This window comes from Corallococcus exiguus (assembly GCF_009909105.1).
In the GTDB taxonomy this organism is placed as follows: Bacteria; Myxococcota; Myxococcia; order Myxococcales; family Myxococcaceae; genus Corallococcus; species Corallococcus exiguus.
The window spans coordinates 1,042,874-1,060,640 of the sequence record NZ_JAAAPK010000002.1 but is presented as its reverse complement, the minus strand read 5'-3'; the positions used below and the strand labels follow the sequence as shown (position 1 = coordinate 1,060,640).

Below are 17,767 nucleotides of genomic sequence, written 5' to 3'. Positions count from 1 at the left end.
CTTGCCGCCCATTGCCTGGGTGTCGGCCCTCCCCATTCCCCCTTGTTGTGGAGAGCGGGGTGTCGGGTTCTTCATCCCATCCTTGCGTGAGTCTTTCATCCGGCCTCCAGACCTGGCGTCCTCCGCTAACGTGGTGGGTCTGCCAATGCGTCGCAAGGGTTTGCGCCCCCTGGAGAGGAACTCATGCGCGAAGGGGTCTTGGCGCTGTGCGCGGTCTTGATTGTTTCAGGATGCGCGAGCGTGGAGGCGCCCGAGCGCCATAGTGGTTCGCATGTGCTTCGCCAGAGGGCGGCCTTCGCACCAACGGACTCGCCGGAGCGTCGGCGCGCCCCTGACACGCGGCTCCGGAGAGGCGGTCAACCGTCCGCGCCCCTCACCCATCAGGCCGTCATCGAAGTCCTTGGGGAGGTGAAGGACACCGTGGATGGCGTCGCCCGGACGCTCCCCAGGCTCGCTGCGAACACGAAGGGCCTGGGAGGTTCCGACGGTATCTTCACCCGTTACACCGACTACGGCTCCATCCAGGTGCCATGGCTGCGGGGCGCGACGGCGAGAGTCACCTCGCTCGCGGACGCATCGGAGACGATCGAGGACGAGGACATGCGAGCAGGAATCCTCCGCCTGACAGGTCCGCGCATCGAGGCTGTCATGTCAGGAGCGATGCTTCTGGCCACGTGGCTCGACTTCCTGCGGCTCGCGGAGGTCATTCAGCAGGAGTGCCCCTTTTACGGAGTCGAGCGGCTGTTCGTGGACCTGGACCGTGTGCGGAAACGGATCGAGCCCGCCATGACGTCGCTCGCGTCGATGGACTCCGACAAGGTGCAGGCTACGGCGACCGCGATGCCCGAACTGATGGGGCAACTCAGCCGAGAGTTTCAGACCATCCAGGAAGACGCACGCGTAGCAATGGAGCGCGGCGGGCGGGTCGTCGCGGCGGCCCAGTTCCTCGAAATGGTCACGCTGGTATCAGCCCTGAAGGCGACGCTGCCCAGGCCGCCCCCCGCTGCGCCCGTCACGCTCGGTGTGGGGTTCGTGATGGGCTCGGGAGGCGTGATGCTCGGTTCGCGCATCGTCGTCACCGCCGAGTGGGTCGAGCGGATGCGCAGGCTGGTGCAGGCGGGCGTCATCTCCGCGCCCGTCGTCGGCGCGGCGGTCCGGATCCACGCGGGTCAGGTGCTGATGGCGCAGGCAAAGCAGGACCTGCCCAAGGGAGTGCGCGAGGCGCTGGGAGACAGTCCAGAAGTCCGCGCCATGCACGAGACCGGCAGGGCCGGAGCCGGGATGTCCAGCGCACCGAAGCACCACGTCCTGCCGCAGGAGCATCGCGAGTGGTTCGAGAAGCGCGGGTTCACGGGCGAGATGAGCATCGACCAGTTCTGCGTCCGGCTGGAGCAGTCACACCACGAAGCGATTCACGGCGGCGGCGACTGGAGGCTGGGACGCCTGTGGCCCAGGGAGTGGAACCAATTGATCATGAGTGAACTCCGCAAAGCGGAAACCCGTTTTGGCCAGACGTTGACGCGAAACGAGGTCCTGGACATCGTGGCGCAGTACATGAACATCTACGACATTCCGGTGCGCTTCGTTCCCTCGAGACGGCGATGACCGACGGACGCTCGTGGCAGGGAAACTGGAAGGTTCGACTCTATGAGCGAGTCCGCGAACGCGGTCACACCTCGCTCTCGGACTTCGCCAACTCGCGTCCCACCGTTCCCTTGCAGAAGCTCGCATCGGAACTCGGCAAGGACGATGTTGCCGTGATTCAGGTCTTCCACGGTCTGCTCTCCGAGGCGGCGCACCGTCGGCAGGTGACTCGCCTTCTGCGCGATGTCTTCGCGCGCGAGTTGGCAGGGGATTTTCCCGAGGGCTGGCCCGTCATCACGGATGAGGCGACCCGGTTCCAGGTGATCAAGCTGATTGCCCGCTTGGGCGCCTTCACGCCAGAGACCCACGAGGCGCGCGTCACCCGGGCAGGTGACTCACTTCTCGCGTCACCTCCTCCGCCCGGCTGGCACCCGCTCGGTCCAGATGACGAATTGCTCCTCATGATTCTTCCAGACGATGAGGCGTGATCTTCGCGGAGCAACTCCAGCTTCGCTTCTTGTCGGAGGGCAACGATGACCGACGGACGCTCCTGGCGTGGCGACTGGAAGGCACGTCTCTGCGAGCAGGTTCGCGAGCGCGGTTACGATTCGCTCACTGCCTTCGCCGATGCGCGCCCCACTGCTTCGCTGGTGGAACTGGCAGAGGATTTGGGAAAGGGCGACATCGCAGGTGCCCAGATCCTGAGCGGGCTGTTCGCCGAGGCAGAGCAGCGCAACCATGTCACTCGGTTTGTACGCGGCATACTCGTGCGCATGCTTTCGCAAAGCCTTCCCCAAGGCTGGCCAGCCGTGACGGATGATGCGTCACGGTTCGCGGTCGCCAAGGCGCTCGGCCGTTGGAGCGGTTACACGCCAGAGTCCCACCAGCAGCGTGCGGATCAGCTCATGGCGGCGCTACGCGCGCACCCGCCGCCACCCGGCTGGCGCCCACTCGACCCCGACGACGCACTCCTCCTCACGCTCCTGCCCGACCACGAAGCCTGATCCGCGTCACCCCGCGCGCACACCCAGCGCCTTCATCCAGATCACGACCGCCACCGCCCCCGCGTCCGGAACCCCCTTCGCGCGCTCACCCAGGTAGCTGGCCCGGCCCAGTCGCGGCGACATGCTCGCGGTCGCCTCCGCGCCCTGCTCCGCCGCGTGCGTCGCCTCCGCCCACGCCTCCCCCAGCATCTTCCCCTCCCGGACCGCGCGCACGAGCGACACCGCCGCCGGGTGCAGCGCATCCACCATCGTCCGGTCTCCCGGCTTCGCCCCGCCCAGCTCCGATACCGCTTCCACACCCACTTCGAACGCCTTCGCCCAGGCCGCTGCGTCCGACGGCTTGCTCGCCAGGAAGCGCGCCGCACGCAGCAGCGCCGTCGCGTAGAACGGCCCGGAGCTGCCACCAATGGCCCGGCGCAACGCCTGTCCCAGCTCCGTCAACGCACCCGACGGCGTGGCCCACGCCCCCTCCGGCAACGCGCGGATCGCCGCCGCGCCACGCGCCAGGCTCAAGCCCAGGTCCCCATCCCCCGCCTTGCTGTCCAGCTCCGTCAGCCGAGCCTCGGCCGCGTCCCAGGCGTCCGCCACCGCCAACGCCGCCGCCCGCACCTGTGGCATCTCTGGCTGCGGCTTCGGATGCCCCTTCACCGTTGGCAGCGCGGCGCGCGTGGGCACCACCTGGCGCCGCGTCACCACCTGCCCCCGACCCGGCCACGCTGGCGCCTCCGTCGGCGCGTCCAACCGCGCGAGCCGCGAGTCATCCACCTTCAGCAACGTCAGCGAACACCCCGGCATCTCCAACGCCGACAGGAACGTGCCCTGCCACGCGCGCTCCACCGTCACGCCTCGCTCCGCCAGGAACGCCAGCGCCCGGCGCGTCACGATGGCCAGCTCCATGGGCGGCGTCCCTCCCAGCCCATTCACCATCAACGCCACCCGGTCGCCCCGGGCCACCTTCCGGTCCTCCACGATGGTCGACAACAACGTGTCCGCCAGCACGTCCGCGGGCTGCAACGCCACGCGACGCACGCCCTGCTCGCCGTGGATGCCCAGCCCCAACTCCACCTCGCCCTCCCCCAACGTGAAGCCCGGCCGGCCCGCCGCTGGCACCGTGCACGGCCCCAGCGCCACGCCCATGCTGCCCAGCGCCGCAGCCGCTTCGGAGGCCTCGCGCGCCACCTCCGCCAGCGACGCTCCCGCCGCCGCCGCGGCCCCCGCCACCTTGTGCACCAGCACCACGCCAGCAATGCCCCGGCGCCGCTCGGGCTCCACCGTGTCCCGCAGCGCCACGTCGTCCGCCACCACCACCACTTCCGTCGGAATCCCCTCCGCTCGCGCCAGCTCCGCCGCGAGCCCGAAGTTGAGCCGATCCCCCGTGTAGTTCTTCACGATGAGCAGCGCCCCCGCCGTCCCCGCCACTGCTCGGATCGCCGCCAGTACCGCGTCCGTGCTGGGCGACGTGAACACATCTCCCGCCACCGCCGCGTGCAGCATCCCCGTCCCCACGTAGCCCGCGTGCGCCGGCTCGTGGCCGCTGCCCCCACCCGACAACACCGCCACCTTCCTCGCCCCCAGCGCCGCCGGCACGTCCGCGCGCACCACCACCGTCTCCCCCTCCAGCAACGCCTGGCCCGGCGCCAGCGCCACGAACCCCTCCAACATCTCCTGGACCACCGCGCGCGGCGCATTGACGAGCTTCTTCACCATCGACTCCTGGGTCGGAACGAACGGGGATGGACTGCGCTCCAATACCGACCCTTCCGCCCCCATTGCAGCCCGTCAAGCCGGACGTACACCGCAAGGCCGTGGAGAGACGTTTGCGTCACAGAACCCGCTTTCCCATTGACTCCGGAAGATTTCTGAGGATGATTCTCATTATCATTCGCTGAGCTGTAACAAAAACACGGCGGTCCGGCGAGAAGCGCGCCCGGACCCGGCCGAGCTTCGCCTGGCATTGCCGGGACGGGCCATGGCCGACGTGTGTCTGGATTCAGGTGATTGTCTTGAGTGCTCCATCCCCCGCCCCGCGTGAGCGCACGCTGCTGTGGCTGCTCGCGGCGGTGCAGTTCACCCACGTCGTCGACTTCATGATGCTGATGCCGCTGGGCCCGTTGCTGATGCAGCGGCTCTCGCTGTCGGCGACGCGGTTCGGAGCGCTGGTGTCCGCGTACACACTCGCGTCCGCGGCCATGGGCGTGCTCGGCGTGTTCTGGCTGGATCGCCAGGAGCGCAAGCGCACGCTGCTGATGCTCTACGCGGGCTTCATCATCGCCACGCTCCTGTGCGGCGCGGCCACCGGGGCCACGGGCCTGCTCATCGCTCGCACCGTCGCCGGAGGCTGCGCGGGGCTGATGGGCGCCGTCGTCATCGCCATCGTCAGCGACACCGTGCCCGCGGAGCGCCGGGGCCAGGCCATTGGCACCGTGATGACGGCCTACGCGCTGTCCGCCGTCGCGGGCGTGCCGCTGGGCCTGGGCCTCGCGAACCTCGGGGGTTGGCGCGCGCCGTTCATCGTCCTCGCGGCGGTCGCGGGCTTCGTGTGGCTGCTGCTCCTTCGCTTCCTGCCTCGCGTGGACGGACACCTGTCCCAGGCGTCCGGCGCCTCCGCCACCGCGGGCTTCACGCCCCGGCTGGCCATGGGCTGGGGCCTCACCTTCACCGTGGTGTTCGCCAGCTTCCTGCTGATCCCCTATCTGGGCGCCTTCATGGTGGGCAACGTGGGCCTGTCCCTCACGGACCTGCCCTGGGTGTACCTGGCGGGCGGAGCGGCCACCTTCGTGAGCTCGCGCTGGATTGGCCGGTTGGCGGACCGCATGGGCCCTGCTCGCGCGCTGGGGTTGCTGCTGGTCGCCACCATGGCGCCGCACCTGCTCTTCACCCACCTGCCTCCGTCTCCGCTGCCGGTGGTGGCCGTCGTGTTCGTGCTCTTCATGACGCTCACCTCCGGCCGCGCCATCCCCACCATGGCGCTGGTCGCGTCGCAGGTGCCGCCGTCCATCCGGGGCCGCTACCTCGCGGTCAACATCGCCGCCAGCGACGGGGCCTCCGGGCTCGCCGCGTGGATGGGCGGACTGCTGCTCACCACCTCGCCGGACGGCACGCTCATCGGCTTCGCGCAGCTGGGCTGGCTGGCCGTGGCCATCTCCGCGCTCGCGCTCGGGCTGCTGTGGACCTTCGTGGGCCGCGCCGTGCGGCTGGACGCGACGCCCGCGCCCTGAATCCCTCTTCACCCCTCACCAGGACCCTTCCATGTCCCAGACAGCACCCCGTCACCCATCCCTGCCTCGCCCCATCGTGGGTGAGCTCAAGCTGGAGCGCTCCAACCAGCTGCTCGCCGAGGCCCGCAAGTGGGTCCCCGGCGTCACGCAGACGATGATGAAGAAGCCGGATCACTTCGCCCCCGGCGCCTTCCCCGTGTTCCTCGCCAAGGGCAACGGCGCCCTGGTGGAGGACGCGGACGGCCAGGAGTACATCGACTTCATCCAGGCGCTGGGCGCCAACATGCTGGGCCACAACCACCCGGCCGTCGCGGAGACGATCCGCAAGCACCTGGCGGAAGGCATCATCCACTCGCTGCCCACGCCGGTGGAGGTCTCCTCCGTGAAGGCGCTGGTGGAAGTGATTCCCGGCGCGGAGATGGCCCGCTTCTTCAAGACGGGCGCGGACGCCACCTCCGCCGCCGTGCGCCTGTCGCGCCACCTCACCGGCCGCGAGCACATCGTCACCGTGGGCTACAACGGCTGGCACGACCACTTCATGTATGACACCCCGGGCGTGCCCCCGACGGTCGCGAAGCTCACCACCCGCCTGCCCCTCTTCACGCCCCCGGACGAGCCCGCGCTCATCGAGCACATCGAGAAGCACGGCGCCCAGCTGGCCTGCGTGCTGCTGGCCATCCCGTACAACCGCACCGTCACCCGCGAGTTCCTCCTCCAGGTGAAGGAGACCTGCGCGAAGCACGGCGTGCTGTTCGTCCTGGACGAGGTCGTCACCGGCTTCCGTCTGGCTTTGGGCGGCGCGCAGCAGTATTTCAACATCCAGGCGGACTTCGTCACGCTGTCCAAGGGCATCGCCGCGGGCATGCCCCTGTCCGCCATCGCGGGCCCGGAGAAGTATCTGTCGCGCCTGAGTGAGCTCCAGGTGTCCACCACCTTCGGCGGTGAGATGCTCTCACTGGCCGTGTGTGAGGCGGTCATCAAGGAATACCGCACCACGAACTACGTGGAGCACATCGCCAACCTGGGCCGCCGCCTGCGTGACGGCGTCAACGCCCACGCGCGTGAGACGGGCTCCAGTCTGGAAGTCATCGGCTACTACGCCGTGCCATTCTTCCGCTTCAGCAAGGTCATCCCCGAGCACATCGAGAAGATGATCCCCTTCCAGGCCGGCATGGCTCGCCGGGGCGTCATCCTCCGCCGCGACCTGAACTTCATCAGCGCCGTGCATACCGCGGAGCAGATTGAACACACCATCGCCGCCGCCGGAGAGGTGCTCCGCGAGACGGCCGCCGCCAGGGCCAGCGCCGCCTGAGACTGAAACAATCGCTCAACCACCGCCCGTGAAGCCAGACGTCGGGCGGTTCCCTGCCTCAGCCACCTTGACAGGAATTCGTGGCCATGGCACTTCCCGGCCCTGAAGATGAGAATGGTTCTTATTTTCATTCAAAAAATCCAGGCGAGCGGCGGATGGCTTCGACGACGGGACACGCGGTGGTGACGGGCGCGGCGCAAGGCATTGGCGCGGCGGTGGCGCGCAAGCTGGCGCGCACGATGCCCGTCGCGGTGTTCGACCAGAACGCCGCGGGATTGGAGCTGCTGGTGGCCGAGCTGCGCCAGCAGGGACTGAAGGCCACCGCGTTCCCGGTGGACGTGCGCGACAAGGACGGCATCGAGGATGCCATCGCGTCCATCGACTCCAAGCTGGGCCCCATCCAGGTGCTGGCCAACGTGGCGGGCATCCTGCGCATGGGGTCCGTGCTCACGCAGAGCGACGCGGACTGGATGACCACCTTCGCCGTCAACACCCACGGCGTGTTCCATGTCTCGCGCGCGGTGGCCCGGCACATGGTGCCCCGCCGCTCCGGCGCCATCGTGACGGTGGGCTCCAACGCCGCGGGCGTGCCGCGCATGCAGATGGCGGCCTACGCGGCGTCCAAGGCCGCCTCCACCATGTTCACCAAGTGCCTGGGGTTGGAGCTGGCTGAGCACGGCATCCGCTGCAACGTCGTCTCCCCCGGCTCCACTGACACCGCCATGCAGCGGGGCATGTGGACGGACGAGTCCGGCCCCGCGCGCGTCATCCAGGGCTCGCTGGACACCTACCGCACGGGCATCCCGCTGCGCCGCATCGCCACGCCGGACGACATCGCGGACGCCGTGGTGTTCCTCGCGTCCGACCAGGCCCGACACATCACGATGCACGATTTGTGTATCGACGGCGGCGCCACGCTGGGCGTGTAGCGCGCCCGCGACGTTCGCCTCCTCCCCCCTGACTTTTCCTCCCGGGATGGACGCAGGTCCGTCCCCCCAAATCGCCCCGAGTTGAGAATGATTCCTGATACCAAAATCGTTGAACGGCAGACGGACGCGCGGACGGTGGACGGCGTGGTGGGCGCGCCGGCCGTGGCGCGGGAGCCGGAGCAGGAGGCGCTGGCGGCTCGGCTGCTGCGCGACTACGACGCGGGCGGGTTCTTCTTCGCGTCCCCCAAGCGCACCATGCTGGCGCGCGGCGTGTTCGCCACGGTGCCGGACGCGGGCGGGGCGAACTCGCTGGACGGCCTGCCGGAGCGCGTGGCCTCGGTGCTCAACGCCTCGCGGGACGCGGCGCATGACATCCCGGTGGCGGTGGGCGCGGTGCCCTTCGACGGCAAGGTGGCCGCGCACCTGGTGGTGCCCATGACCCTCCAGCGCGCGGGGCCCATGGTGTTCGACGCGGCCGCTGCGGCCCGGTCTCCCCTGGCCGGTCAGTACACGCTGCGGCCCGTGCCGGAGCCCTCCGCGTACAAGGACGGCGTGGCGGCGGCGCTGAAGCTCATGCAGGAGGGCCCGCTGCGCAAGGTGGTGCTGTCGCGCTCCCTGCACGTGGACACGGCGGCGCCGGTGGACCTGCGGCAGCTCTTGCACAACCTGGCCCGGCGCAACCCGCATGGGTACACCTTCGCGGTGGACCTGCCGCAGCACGCGGACGCGGCCCCTGGCGCGGGACGGCGCACGCTCATCGGCGCGAGCCCGGAGCTGCTGGTGGCGCGCTCCGGCCTCCAGGTCCTGGCCAATCCGCTGGCGGGCTCCGCCGCGCGCAGCCCGGATCCGGTGGAGGACACGGCGCGGGCCACACGGCTGATGGCGTCGCCCAAGGACCTCCACGAGCACGCGGTCGTCATCGACGCGGTGGCGGAGGCGCTGCGGCCCTTCTGCAAGACGCTGGACGTGCCCAAGGGCCCGTCACTCGTGAGCACCCAGACGATGTGGCACCTGTCCAGCCGCATCACCGGTGAGCTGAAGGATCCGTCCATCACCTCGCTGACGCTGGCGCTGGCCATGCACCCCACCCCGGCGGTGTGCGGCCACCCGACGGCGCTGGCGCACGAAGCCATTGGCAACATCGAACCGTTCCACCGCGGCTACTTCACGGGCACCGTCGGCTGGTGCGACGCGAACGGCGACGGTCAGTGGGCCGTCACCATCCGCTGCGCGGAGGCCGACGAGCGCACCCTGCGGCTGTTCGCGGGCGCGGGCATCGTCGTGGGCTCCACGCCGGAGGCGGAGCTCGCGGAGACCGAGGCCAAGTTCCGCACCATGCTCCAGGCCATGGGCCTGGGCCTCGAGGTGCAGCCGTGAGCACCGCGCGGGAACACCTGCCCGGCTGCCCCACGTGGCCGGAGGACTTCGCCCAGCGCTACCGCGAGGCCGGTTACTGGCGTGGGGAGACCTTCGGTCAGCTCCTGCGCGACCGCGCCCGGGACTTCGGGTCGCGCGTGGCGCTGGTGGGCGGCACGCACCGCTGGACGTACGCGGAGCTGGACGGGCGCGTGGACCGCATGGCCTCGGGCTTCCACGCCCTGGGCATCCGTGCGCGCGACCGCGTGGTGGTGCAGCTGCCGAACGTGCCGGAGTTCTACGAGGTCATCTTCGCGCTGTTCCGCATGGGCGCGCTGCCGGTGTTCGCGCTGCCGGCGCACCGCGCTTCGGAGATCGGCTACTTCTGCGCCTTCACGGAAGCTGTCGCGTACGTCATCCCGGAGCGCTTCGGTGGCTTCGACTACCGGGGGCTCGCGGAGCAGGTGAAGGCCGCCACGCCCACGTTGAAGCACGTGCTGGTGCTGGGTGACGCGGGTGCGCATACGGCGCTCGGCTCCGTGCCCTCGGAGCCCGTGACGATGGAGGGCCCGTCGCCGTCCGACGTGGCGTTCTTCCAGCTGTCCGGCGGCAGCACCGGCGTGCCCAAGCTCATCCCGCGCACGCACGACGACTACATCTACAGCCTGCGCGCCAGCGTGGACGTGTGCCAGTTCACCTCTGAGACGGTGTACCTGTGCGCGCTGCCCGCGGCGCACAACTTCCCCATGTCCTCGCCCGGCGTGCTGGGCACGTTCCAGGTGGGCGGCACGGCGGTGATGGCGCTCAACCCCAGCCCGGACGTGGCCTTCCCGCTCATCGAGCGTGAGCGCGTCACCGTCACCGCGCTGGTGCCTCCGCTGACCATGGTGTGGCTGGACTCGACGCTGGCGAAGAAGCACGACCTGTCCAGCCTGAAGGTCCTCCAGGTGGGCGGCGCCCGGCTGAGCGACGAGGCCGCCGCGCGCGTGCGCCCCACGCTGGGCTGCGGGCTCCAGCAGGTCTTCGGCATGGCCGAGGGACTGGTGAACTACACGCGGCTGGACGACCCGGAGACGCTCATCGTCACCACGCAGGGCCGCCCCATGTCGGAAGCGGACGAGCTGCGCGTGGTGGACGACGACGACGTGCCGGTGGCGCCCGGTGAGACGGGGCACCTGCTCACGCGCGGGCCGTACACCATCCGCGGCTACTACAAGGCGGAAGCGCACAACACCAAGGCCTTCACCACGGACGGCTTCTACCGCACGGGCGACCTGGTGCGCCTGACGCCGGAGGGTTACCTGGTGGTGGAGGGCCGCGCGAAGGATCAGATCAATCGGGGCGGCGACAAGGTCGCGGCGGAGGAGGTGGAGAACCACCTGCTCGCGCACCCTTCCGTCAGCGACGTGGCGGTGGTGGCCATCCCGGACAAGTTCCTGGGCGAGCGCACCTGCGCCGTCGTCATCCCCCGCGGCGAGGCCCCCGCCCCCTCCGCGCTCAACGCCTTCCTGCGCCAGCGTGGCCTGGCGTCGTTCAAGATCCCCGACCGCATCGAGTTCGTCGCGGCCTTCCCGCAGACGGGCGTCGGCAAGGTCAGCAAGAAGGCGCTTCGCGACAGCCTGCGCCAGTCCCTCTCCACTCCTTCTCCCTGAAACAGGAGCCCTTCATGGCACTGCCTGCCATTGCCCCCTATTCCATGCCCGGCGCGACGGAGCTGCCCCAGAACAAGCTTGCCTGGACGCCCGAGCCCAAGCGCTGCGTCCTGCTCATCCACGACATGCAGCGCTACTTCGTGGACGCCTTCACGCAGGGGCAGTCCCCGGTGACGGAGCTGGTGGCCAACATCCAGCGCCTGCGTGAGCACGCGGTGAAGCTGGGCATCCCCATCGTCTACTCCGCGCAGCCGGGAGACCAGACGGCGGAGCAGCGCGGCCTCCAGCTGGAGTTCTGGGGCCCCGGCGTCCGCGCCGGCCCGAAGCAGCAGATCATCGACGAGCTCACCCCGGCGCAGGACGACACCGTCCTCACCAAGTGGCGCTACAGCGCGTTCCGCAACACGCGCCTGATGGACCTGATGCGCGAGCAGGGGCGCGATCAGCTCATCATCTGCGGCATCTACGCGCACATCGGCTGCCTGCAGACGGCCAGCGACGGCTCCATGAGCGAAATCCGTCCCTTCCTCGTCGCGGACGCGGTGGCGGACTTCTCGCTGGAGAAGCACCAGATGGCGCTGGAGTACGCCTCGAAGCTGGTGGCGTTCGTCACCACCACGCAGCAGCTCATGGACGCGATGCCGGTGCAGGCCGCTGGCGCGGCGGTGGACCGCGAGCAGCTTCGCGCGGACGTGGCGGAGCTGCTGATGGAGTCCGCGTCCGCGATTGGCGAGGACGAAAACCTGCTCGAGCGCGGCATGGATTCCATCCGCCTGATGAGCCTGGTGGAGCGCTGGCGGCAGGGCGGCACGGAGGTGTCCTTCGTGGAGCTCGCGGAGAAGCCCACGCTCACCGACTGGTACGCGCTGCTCGCCGCGAAGCAGCCTGTCGCGATGGCCTCCGGCGCTCGCGCCTCATAACCCGCCCTCGGGGCGGCACCCTTCCCCCTCGGAGTTCCCCGTCATGCTTCCCCCATCCCAGGACAACCGCCCGCTGACCGCGGCCCAGCACGGCATCTGGGTGGGGCAACAGCTCGACCTGAAGAGCCCCGTCTACAACGCGGGGGAGTGCATTGAATTCCGTGGCGCAGTGGATCCCGTGCGCTTCGAGTCCGCCCTGCGCAAGGCGGTGGCGGACGCGGACGCGCTGCACTCGCGCTTCGTCGCGGGTGCGGAAGGCCCGGCCCAGCGCATCGACGCGGGGACGGACTGGACGCTCCAGCACGTGGACCTGAGCGGCGAGGCCGATCCCTGGGCCGCCGCGCAGGAGTGGATGTGGAAGGACCTGGGCCGCACGGTGGACCTGGGCACGGGTCCGCTGTTCGCGCAGGCGCTGCTCACCGTGGGGCCGGAGCGCTCCTTCTGGTTCCAGCGCATCCACCACATCGCCATGGATGGCTATGGCTTTTCGCTGCTCGCCCGGCGGGTGGCGGAGCTCTACACGGCGGAAGTGACGGGCAAGGCCGTGCCGGCGGGGTTCAGCCGGCTGGGCCCCGTGCTGGATGAGGACGTCGCGTACCGGAGCGGCGCCCAGCTCCAGAAGGACCGCGACTTCTGGGTGAAGCGCTTCGAGGACGCGCCGGTGCCCCCGTTGCTCGCGGAGGCGGCGCCCATGTCGTCGCGCTTCCTGCGGCGCTCGGAATTCCTGCGGCCGGAGCTGATGACGGCGCTGCAGGCGGGCGCGAAGCAGGCGGGCGTGAGCTGGTCCGACGTGGTGTTGGCCGTGACGGCCATCTACCTGCACCAGCGCACGGGCGCGCCGGAGGCCGTGCTGGGCCTGCCGGTGATGGGCCGCCTGGGTTCGGCGTCTCTGCGCGTGCCGTGCATGGCCATGAACATCGTCCCGCTGCGCATCGCCGTGCGGCCGGACGCGGGGCTGTACGCGCTGGCCCGCGACGTGGCCGCGGAGATGAAGGCTTCGCGTCCGCACCTGCGCTACCGCTACGAACAACTGCGGCGCGACCTGCGCCTCGTGGGTGGCCAGCGCAAGCTGTTCGGTCCCGTCGTCAACATCATGCCGTTCGACTACGCCCTGGACTTCGCCGGCGTGCCGGGGACGGCGCACAACATCTCCGCGGGTCCGGTGGAGGACCTGTCCTTCGGCTTCCATGCGCGGTCGGGTGGAACGGCCCTGCGTGTGGACCTGGACGCGAACCCCGCCTGCTACACGGAGGCCTCGCTCGAGGAGCACCAGCGCGGGTTCCTCCTGCTGCTGGAGTCGTTGCTCGCGCAGCCTGAGCAGCCGGTGCGGCGTTCCGCGTCGGGCGGGGTCGGCTCCGTGCTGGATGGCGGCCCGGTGCCTCCGGTGCGCCCGGTGCTGGAGCTGCTGAAGGCCCAAGCTGATGTCCGTCCGGACGCGGTCGCGCTGGAGCACGGCCGCTGGCGGATGACCTACCGCGAGCTGGTGACGGCGTCGCAGGCCCTGGCCTCGCGCCTGACCGAAGCGGGCGTGCGGCCCGACACGGCGGTGGCGGTAAAGGTGCCCCGGGGCATCGACGCCATCGTCTCCAGCCTGGGCATCTTGTTCGCGGGCGCGGGCTACCTGCCCATTGATCCGACCGGCCCGGCCACTCGCAACGCGGCCATCCTCCAGGACGCGCGACCCGCCGTGATGGTGGTGTCCGAGCGCCCCTCGCCCGACACGGATCCGACCGCGCCGGGTGTGCTCGTCGTGAAGCGGCTGGAGCAGGCCGACACCTCGGCGCTGGATTCGACGGCGCACGCCATCCCGCGAGGAGTGCCCGCTGCCCAGCAGCCGGACGCACGCGATGCGGAGCCCGCGTCGAGCGCTGAGGCGCAGCTCGCTTACGTCATCTACACGTCCGGCTCCACGGGCCAGCCCAACGGCGTGCAGATCACGCACGGGGCCCTGGCCCACTTCGTCGCGGGCGCGACGCAGCGCTACAGCGTCGGCCCCGAGGACCGCGTCCTCCAGTTCGCCCCGCTCCACTTCGACGCCAGCGTGGAGGAGATCTTCGTCACGCTGTGCGCGGGCGGACGGCTGGTGCTGCGCACGGACGAGATGCTCCAGTCGGTGCCGCGCCTCATGGAGGCCTGCGCCGAAGCCGGCATCACCCTGCTCGACCTGCCCACCGCCTTCTGGCACGAGCTGGCCTACAGCCTGTCTACTGGCGCCGCCCGGCTGCCCGACGCGCTTCGCACCGTCATCATCGGCGGTGAGGCGGCGCTGCCGGAGCGCATCGCCCGCTGGAAGGACGTCGCGGGCGACCGCGTTCACCTGCTCAACACCTACGGCCCCACCGAGGCCACCGTCGTCGCCACCGTCGCCGAACTCGCGGGGCCGGACGCACTGCCTTCCGGTGACGAGGTCCCCATCGGCCGCCCGCTGCCCGGCGTCGTCGCGGCGGTCGTCACCCCACAGGGACGTCTGGCCGCCCCCGGCAAGGAGGGCGAGCTGTGCCTGATGGGCGGCGCGCTCGCTCGCGGCTACCTGGGCCGCCCGGAGCTGGACGCCGCCCGCTTCACCCGCCTGGACGCGGTGGAGGGAACGCCCCGTGCCTACCGCACCGGCGACAAGGTGCGTGTGCGCGAGGACGGCCAGCTGGTGTTCGTGGGCCGCGTGGACGACGAGTTCAAGATCAGCGGCCACCGCATCGACCCGGGCGAAGTCGAAACCGTGTTGCTGAAGTACCCCGGCATCCGGGAGGCCGCCGTCGTCGGACAGATGCTGCCGGGCGGGTCCCGCCGGCTGTGCGCGCACCTAGTGGCCTCGCCGGAGCCCTCGCCCGCGGAGCTGCGCAAGCACCTGCTCACGGCGCTGCCCGCCCCCATGGTGCCCGGCGCCTTCGCCTTCGCGGAGCGGCTGCCCCGAACCAGCACCGGGAAGATCGACCGCAAGGCACTCCAGAACGCGATGCCCGCGGATGAGAGCGCCGCGCTGCTCGCCTCCGCGACGCCCATGGAGCGCACGGTGCTGGAGGTCTGGGAGCAGGTGCTGGGCCGCGCCGCCACGTCGCTCCAGGATGACTTCTTCGAACTGGGCGGCCAGTCCCTCCAGAGCATCCAGGTGGCCAACCGCCTGGGCATCGCGGTGGGCCGCGACGTGCCCGTGGCCACCGTCTTCAAGCACCCTACCGTGTCCGGCCTCGCGCAAGCGCTCCAGGGCGGAAGCACGGGCGGTGCCGAAGCTGGCGGTCTCACGCCCGCGATGCTCGCGGACGCGGAGCTGGGAGAGGACGTCGTCCCTTCCTCGACGGGAGAGGCCTGGGCGCGCGAGCTGCCGCGCCGGGGCCAGGGCTTCCGTCAGGTCCTCCTCACGGGCGCCACCGGCTTCGTCGGCGCGCACCTGCTCCACCAACTCCTGGCCCGGACGGACGCGCGGATCATCTGCCCCGTGCGCGCCAAGGACGAGGCGCAGGCCATGGACCGGCTGCGCTCGGCGCTGACCGGCCAGAAGCTGCCTGTTGCTGGACTGGAGACGCGGGTGCTCGCGCTGCCGGCGGACCTCTCGCTGCCGCTGATGGGCCTGGACGCCACGCGCTTCCACGGACTCGCCGCCGAGTGCGACGCCGTCATCCACAACGCCGCCGTCGTCAGCGTGGTGCGCGAGTACGGCAGCCTCCAGGGCGTCAACGTGCGCGGCACGCGCGAGCTGCTCAAGCTGGCCGCCGCCGTCCGCCCCAAGCCCTTCCACTACGTGTCCACGCTGGCGGTGGCGCCCCAGGCGAACCTGTCCCCGGACGTGCCGGAGGCCTTCGTCCCATCGCACCCCGGGCTTCGCGACGGCTACCAGCAAAGCAAGTGGATCGCGGAGCGGCTGGTGCAACAGGCGTCCGAGCGCGGCCTGCCCGCGACGGTGTACCGCCTGGGCCGCGTGGTGGGCGCTCCGGACACCGCGCTCGTCAACACGCAGGACCTGGTGTGGCGCATCGTGCTCGCCGGCCTGCCCGTCCGCGCCCTGCCGCTGTTGGACGTGGGCGAGGTCTGGACGCCGGTGGACTTCGTGGCCAGCGCCATCGTCCAACTCTCGCGTGCGTCGCATCCGGGCGCGGTGTTCAACGTCACGCCCGCCGAGGAGGTGCGCCTGTCCGAGCTCTTCGGCTGGGTGCGCGACTACGGCTACCCGCTGGACTTGTGTCACGTGCCGGAGTGGCGCGACCGCGTCGCGAAGGGCTCCGGCGGCCACGACGCCACACTCGCATTCTTTGATTTGCGCAGCGGGGACTCCACCCCGGCCTTTGGCCTGGGCCCCATCCGCTGTGAACGGCTGCTGGCCGCGCTGGAGGGAACCGACGTCCGCTGCCCTCCCACCGACCGCGACCTCCTCTATCGCTACCTCGACTCCTGCGTCGCGCAGGGAATCCTGCCCCCGAAAGTGACGGCGCTCCCGTGACGAATACCTCCTGGTCCCCCTCCTCCTGGCGGGCGAAGCCGGTCCGCTACATCCCCGACGACTACCCCGACCTCTCCATGCTCGCGCGCGTGGAGGCGGAGCTGGCGCGCCTGCCGCCGCTGGTGCACGCCGAAGAGACCCGCCGCCTGTGCGAAGCCCTGGGCCAGGTGGCCGAGGGCAAGGCCTTCCTGCTTCAGGGCGGCGACTGCGCGGAGAGCTTCAAGGAGTTCTCCGCGGAGAACGTGCGCAGCACCTTCCAGCTCCTGCTCCAGATGGCGGGCGTGCTCACCTTCGCGGGCGGCTGCCCGGTGGTGAAGGTGGGCCGCATCGCGGGCCAGTTCGCCAAGCCGCGCTCCAGCGCCACGGAGACCCTCAACGGCGTCACGCTGCCCAGCTACCGCGGCGACATCATCAACGGCATGGACTTCGACGCCCGCGAGCGGACGCCGGATCCCCAGCGCCTGCTGCGCGCGTACCACCAGTCCGCGGAGACGATGCAGTTGGTGCGGGCCTTCGCGCGCGAAGGCTACACGGACCTGACCCGCCTTCTGGGTCACCGGCCGGAGTCCGAAGGCGCCGTGCGCCCGGTGGACTTCTTCACCAGCCACGAGGCCCTGCTCCTCAACGTCGAGCAGGCCATGACGCGCGTCGATGAGGCCACGGGCGGCTGGTACGACACGTCCGCGCACATGCTCTGGATTGGCGAGCGCACCCGCCAGCTGGACGGCGGCCACGTGGAGTTCATGCGCGGCATCCAGAACCCCATCGGGATCAAGTGCGGCCCCACGCTTGAGCCGGACGACCTGGTCCGCATCATCGACACGCTCAACCCCCAGGGCATCCCGGGCAAGCTCACGCTCATTGGCCGCTTCGGCTCGGATCAGGTCGCCGCGCGCCTGCCCCGGCTGATGGCCGCCACCCGCCGCCATGGCAGCCCCGTGGTCTGGTCCATCGACCCGATGCACGGCAACACGCACAAGGCCAGCAACGGCTACAAGACGCGCTCGCTGGAGCGGATCCTCGCGGAGGTGATGGGCTTCCTCCAGGTCGCCGCCGCCGAGGGCGTGCACCCCGGAGGCATCCACCTGGAGATGACCGGCCAGGACGTCACCGAGTGCCTGGGCGGCCCGCTGGACGTGTCCGAGGACGACCTCTCCGACCGCTACCACACGCACTGCGATCCGCGGCTCAACGCGGACCAGTCGCTCCAGCTCGCGTTCCGCGTCGCGGACGGCCTTCACACCACGGTGCTCACCCCTCAAGACCGCGCTGCGTGAATTGCCATGCAGCCTTGACAGCTCAGACTTCGTGCGGCTAAACGTCGCGCCATTGAAAATGATAACCATTTTCATAATCGCGA

At 70.3% G+C, this 17,767-nt stretch carries 12 protein-coding genes; 11 read left to right on the top strand and 1 reads right to left on the bottom strand.

The genetic code is table 11. The features are described from left to right. Nucleotides 1–183: 183 nt before the first annotated feature. Genes GTZ93_RS10665 through GTZ93_RS10655 form a run of 3 tightly spaced genes read left to right on the top strand, consistent with a single transcriptional unit; the run spans nt 184 to nt 2,588 of the window. Nucleotides 184–1,605: a DUF2380 domain-containing protein gene (locus tag GTZ93_RS10665; RefSeq protein ID WP_139915508.1), complete on the top strand. Its 1,422-nt coding sequence runs from the start codon at nt 184–186 to the stop codon at nt 1,603–1,605. After that, nucleotides 1,602–2,072: an NUDIX hydrolase gene (locus GTZ93_RS10660; protein ID WP_139915507.1), complete on the top strand. Its 471-nt coding sequence runs from the start codon at nt 1,602–1,604 to the stop codon at nt 2,070–2,072. The genes GTZ93_RS10665 and GTZ93_RS10660 overlap by 4 nt, the downstream gene beginning before the upstream one ends. Nucleotides 2,073–2,117: 45 nt before the next feature. Continuing rightward, on the top strand, nt 2,118–2,588 hold the full coding sequence (locus GTZ93_RS10655; RefSeq protein WP_139915506.1) for an NUDIX hydrolase: 471 nt from the start codon (nt 2,118–2,120) through the stop codon (nt 2,586–2,588). Nucleotides 2,589–2,594: 6 nt separating this feature from the next. Here the strand turns inward: GTZ93_RS10655 and GTZ93_RS10650 are convergent, their stop codons facing one another. Next, nucleotides 2,595–4,292 (bottom strand): dihydroxyacetone kinase family protein, encoded by a 1,698-nt coding sequence (locus GTZ93_RS10650; protein WP_161662776.1) that lies wholly within the window; start codon nt 4,290–4,292, stop codon nt 2,595–2,597. Between the two features lie 290 nt (nt 4,293–4,582). Between GTZ93_RS10650 and mxcK the strand changes: the two genes are divergently transcribed. The 8 genes from mxcK (at nt 4,583) to GTZ93_RS10610 (ending at nt 17,684) form a co-directional block, all read left to right on the top strand. Continuing rightward, on the top strand, nt 4,583–5,806 hold the full coding sequence (gene mxcK, locus GTZ93_RS10645) for a myxochelin export MFS transporter MxcK (RefSeq protein ID WP_139920858.1): 1,224 nt from the start codon (nt 4,583–4,585) through the stop codon (nt 5,804–5,806). 31 nt (nt 5,807–5,837) lie between these two features. Continuing rightward, nucleotides 5,838–7,118, top strand: a complete 1,281-nt coding sequence (mxcL, locus tag GTZ93_RS10640) for a myxochelin B biosynthesis transaminase MxcL (RefSeq protein ID WP_139920856.1) — start codon at nt 5,838–5,840, stop codon at nt 7,116–7,118. A 155-nt stretch (nt 7,119–7,273) separates the two neighbouring features. Beyond that, the gene (locus GTZ93_RS10635) at nt 7,274–8,047 is read left to right on the top strand and encodes a 2,3-dihydro-2,3-dihydroxybenzoate dehydrogenase (RefSeq protein WP_139920854.1); all 774 of its coding nucleotides are present in this window, start codon (nt 7,274–7,276) and stop codon (nt 8,045–8,047) included. 87 nt (nt 8,048–8,134) lie between these two features. Continuing rightward, nucleotides 8,135–9,424, top strand: coding sequence for an isochorismate synthase DhbC (gene dhbC / locus GTZ93_RS10630; protein WP_139920852.1), 1,290 nt, complete (start codon nt 8,135–8,137; stop codon nt 9,422–9,424). After that, the gene (locus GTZ93_RS10625) at nt 9,421–11,055 is read left to right on the top strand and encodes a (2,3-dihydroxybenzoyl)adenylate synthase (RefSeq protein WP_139920850.1); all 1,635 of its coding nucleotides are present in this window, start codon (nt 9,421–9,423) and stop codon (nt 11,053–11,055) included. Before dhbC ends, GTZ93_RS10625 begins: the two co-directional genes overlap by 4 nt. 14 nt (nt 11,056–11,069) lie before the next feature. After that, nucleotides 11,070–11,975 carry an isochorismatase family protein gene (locus GTZ93_RS10620; protein ID WP_139920848.1) on the top strand — a complete coding sequence of 302 codons (906 nt, stop codon included), beginning with the start codon at nt 11,070–11,072 and terminating at the stop codon, nt 11,973–11,975. Nucleotides 11,976–12,018: 43 nt separating this feature from the next. Next, nucleotides 12,019–16,407 carry a myxochelin non-ribosomal peptide synthetase MxcG gene (gene mxcG / locus GTZ93_RS10615; protein WP_139920846.1) on the top strand — a complete coding sequence of 1,463 codons (4,389 nt, stop codon included), beginning with the start codon at nt 12,019–12,021 and terminating at the stop codon, nt 16,405–16,407. Beyond that, nucleotides 16,404–17,684, top strand: coding sequence for a 3-deoxy-7-phosphoheptulonate synthase class II (locus tag GTZ93_RS10610; RefSeq protein WP_139920845.1), 1,281 nt, complete (start codon nt 16,404–16,406; stop codon nt 17,682–17,684). Before mxcG ends, GTZ93_RS10610 begins: the two co-directional genes overlap by 4 nt. Nucleotides 17,685–17,767: the final 83 nt, after the last annotated feature.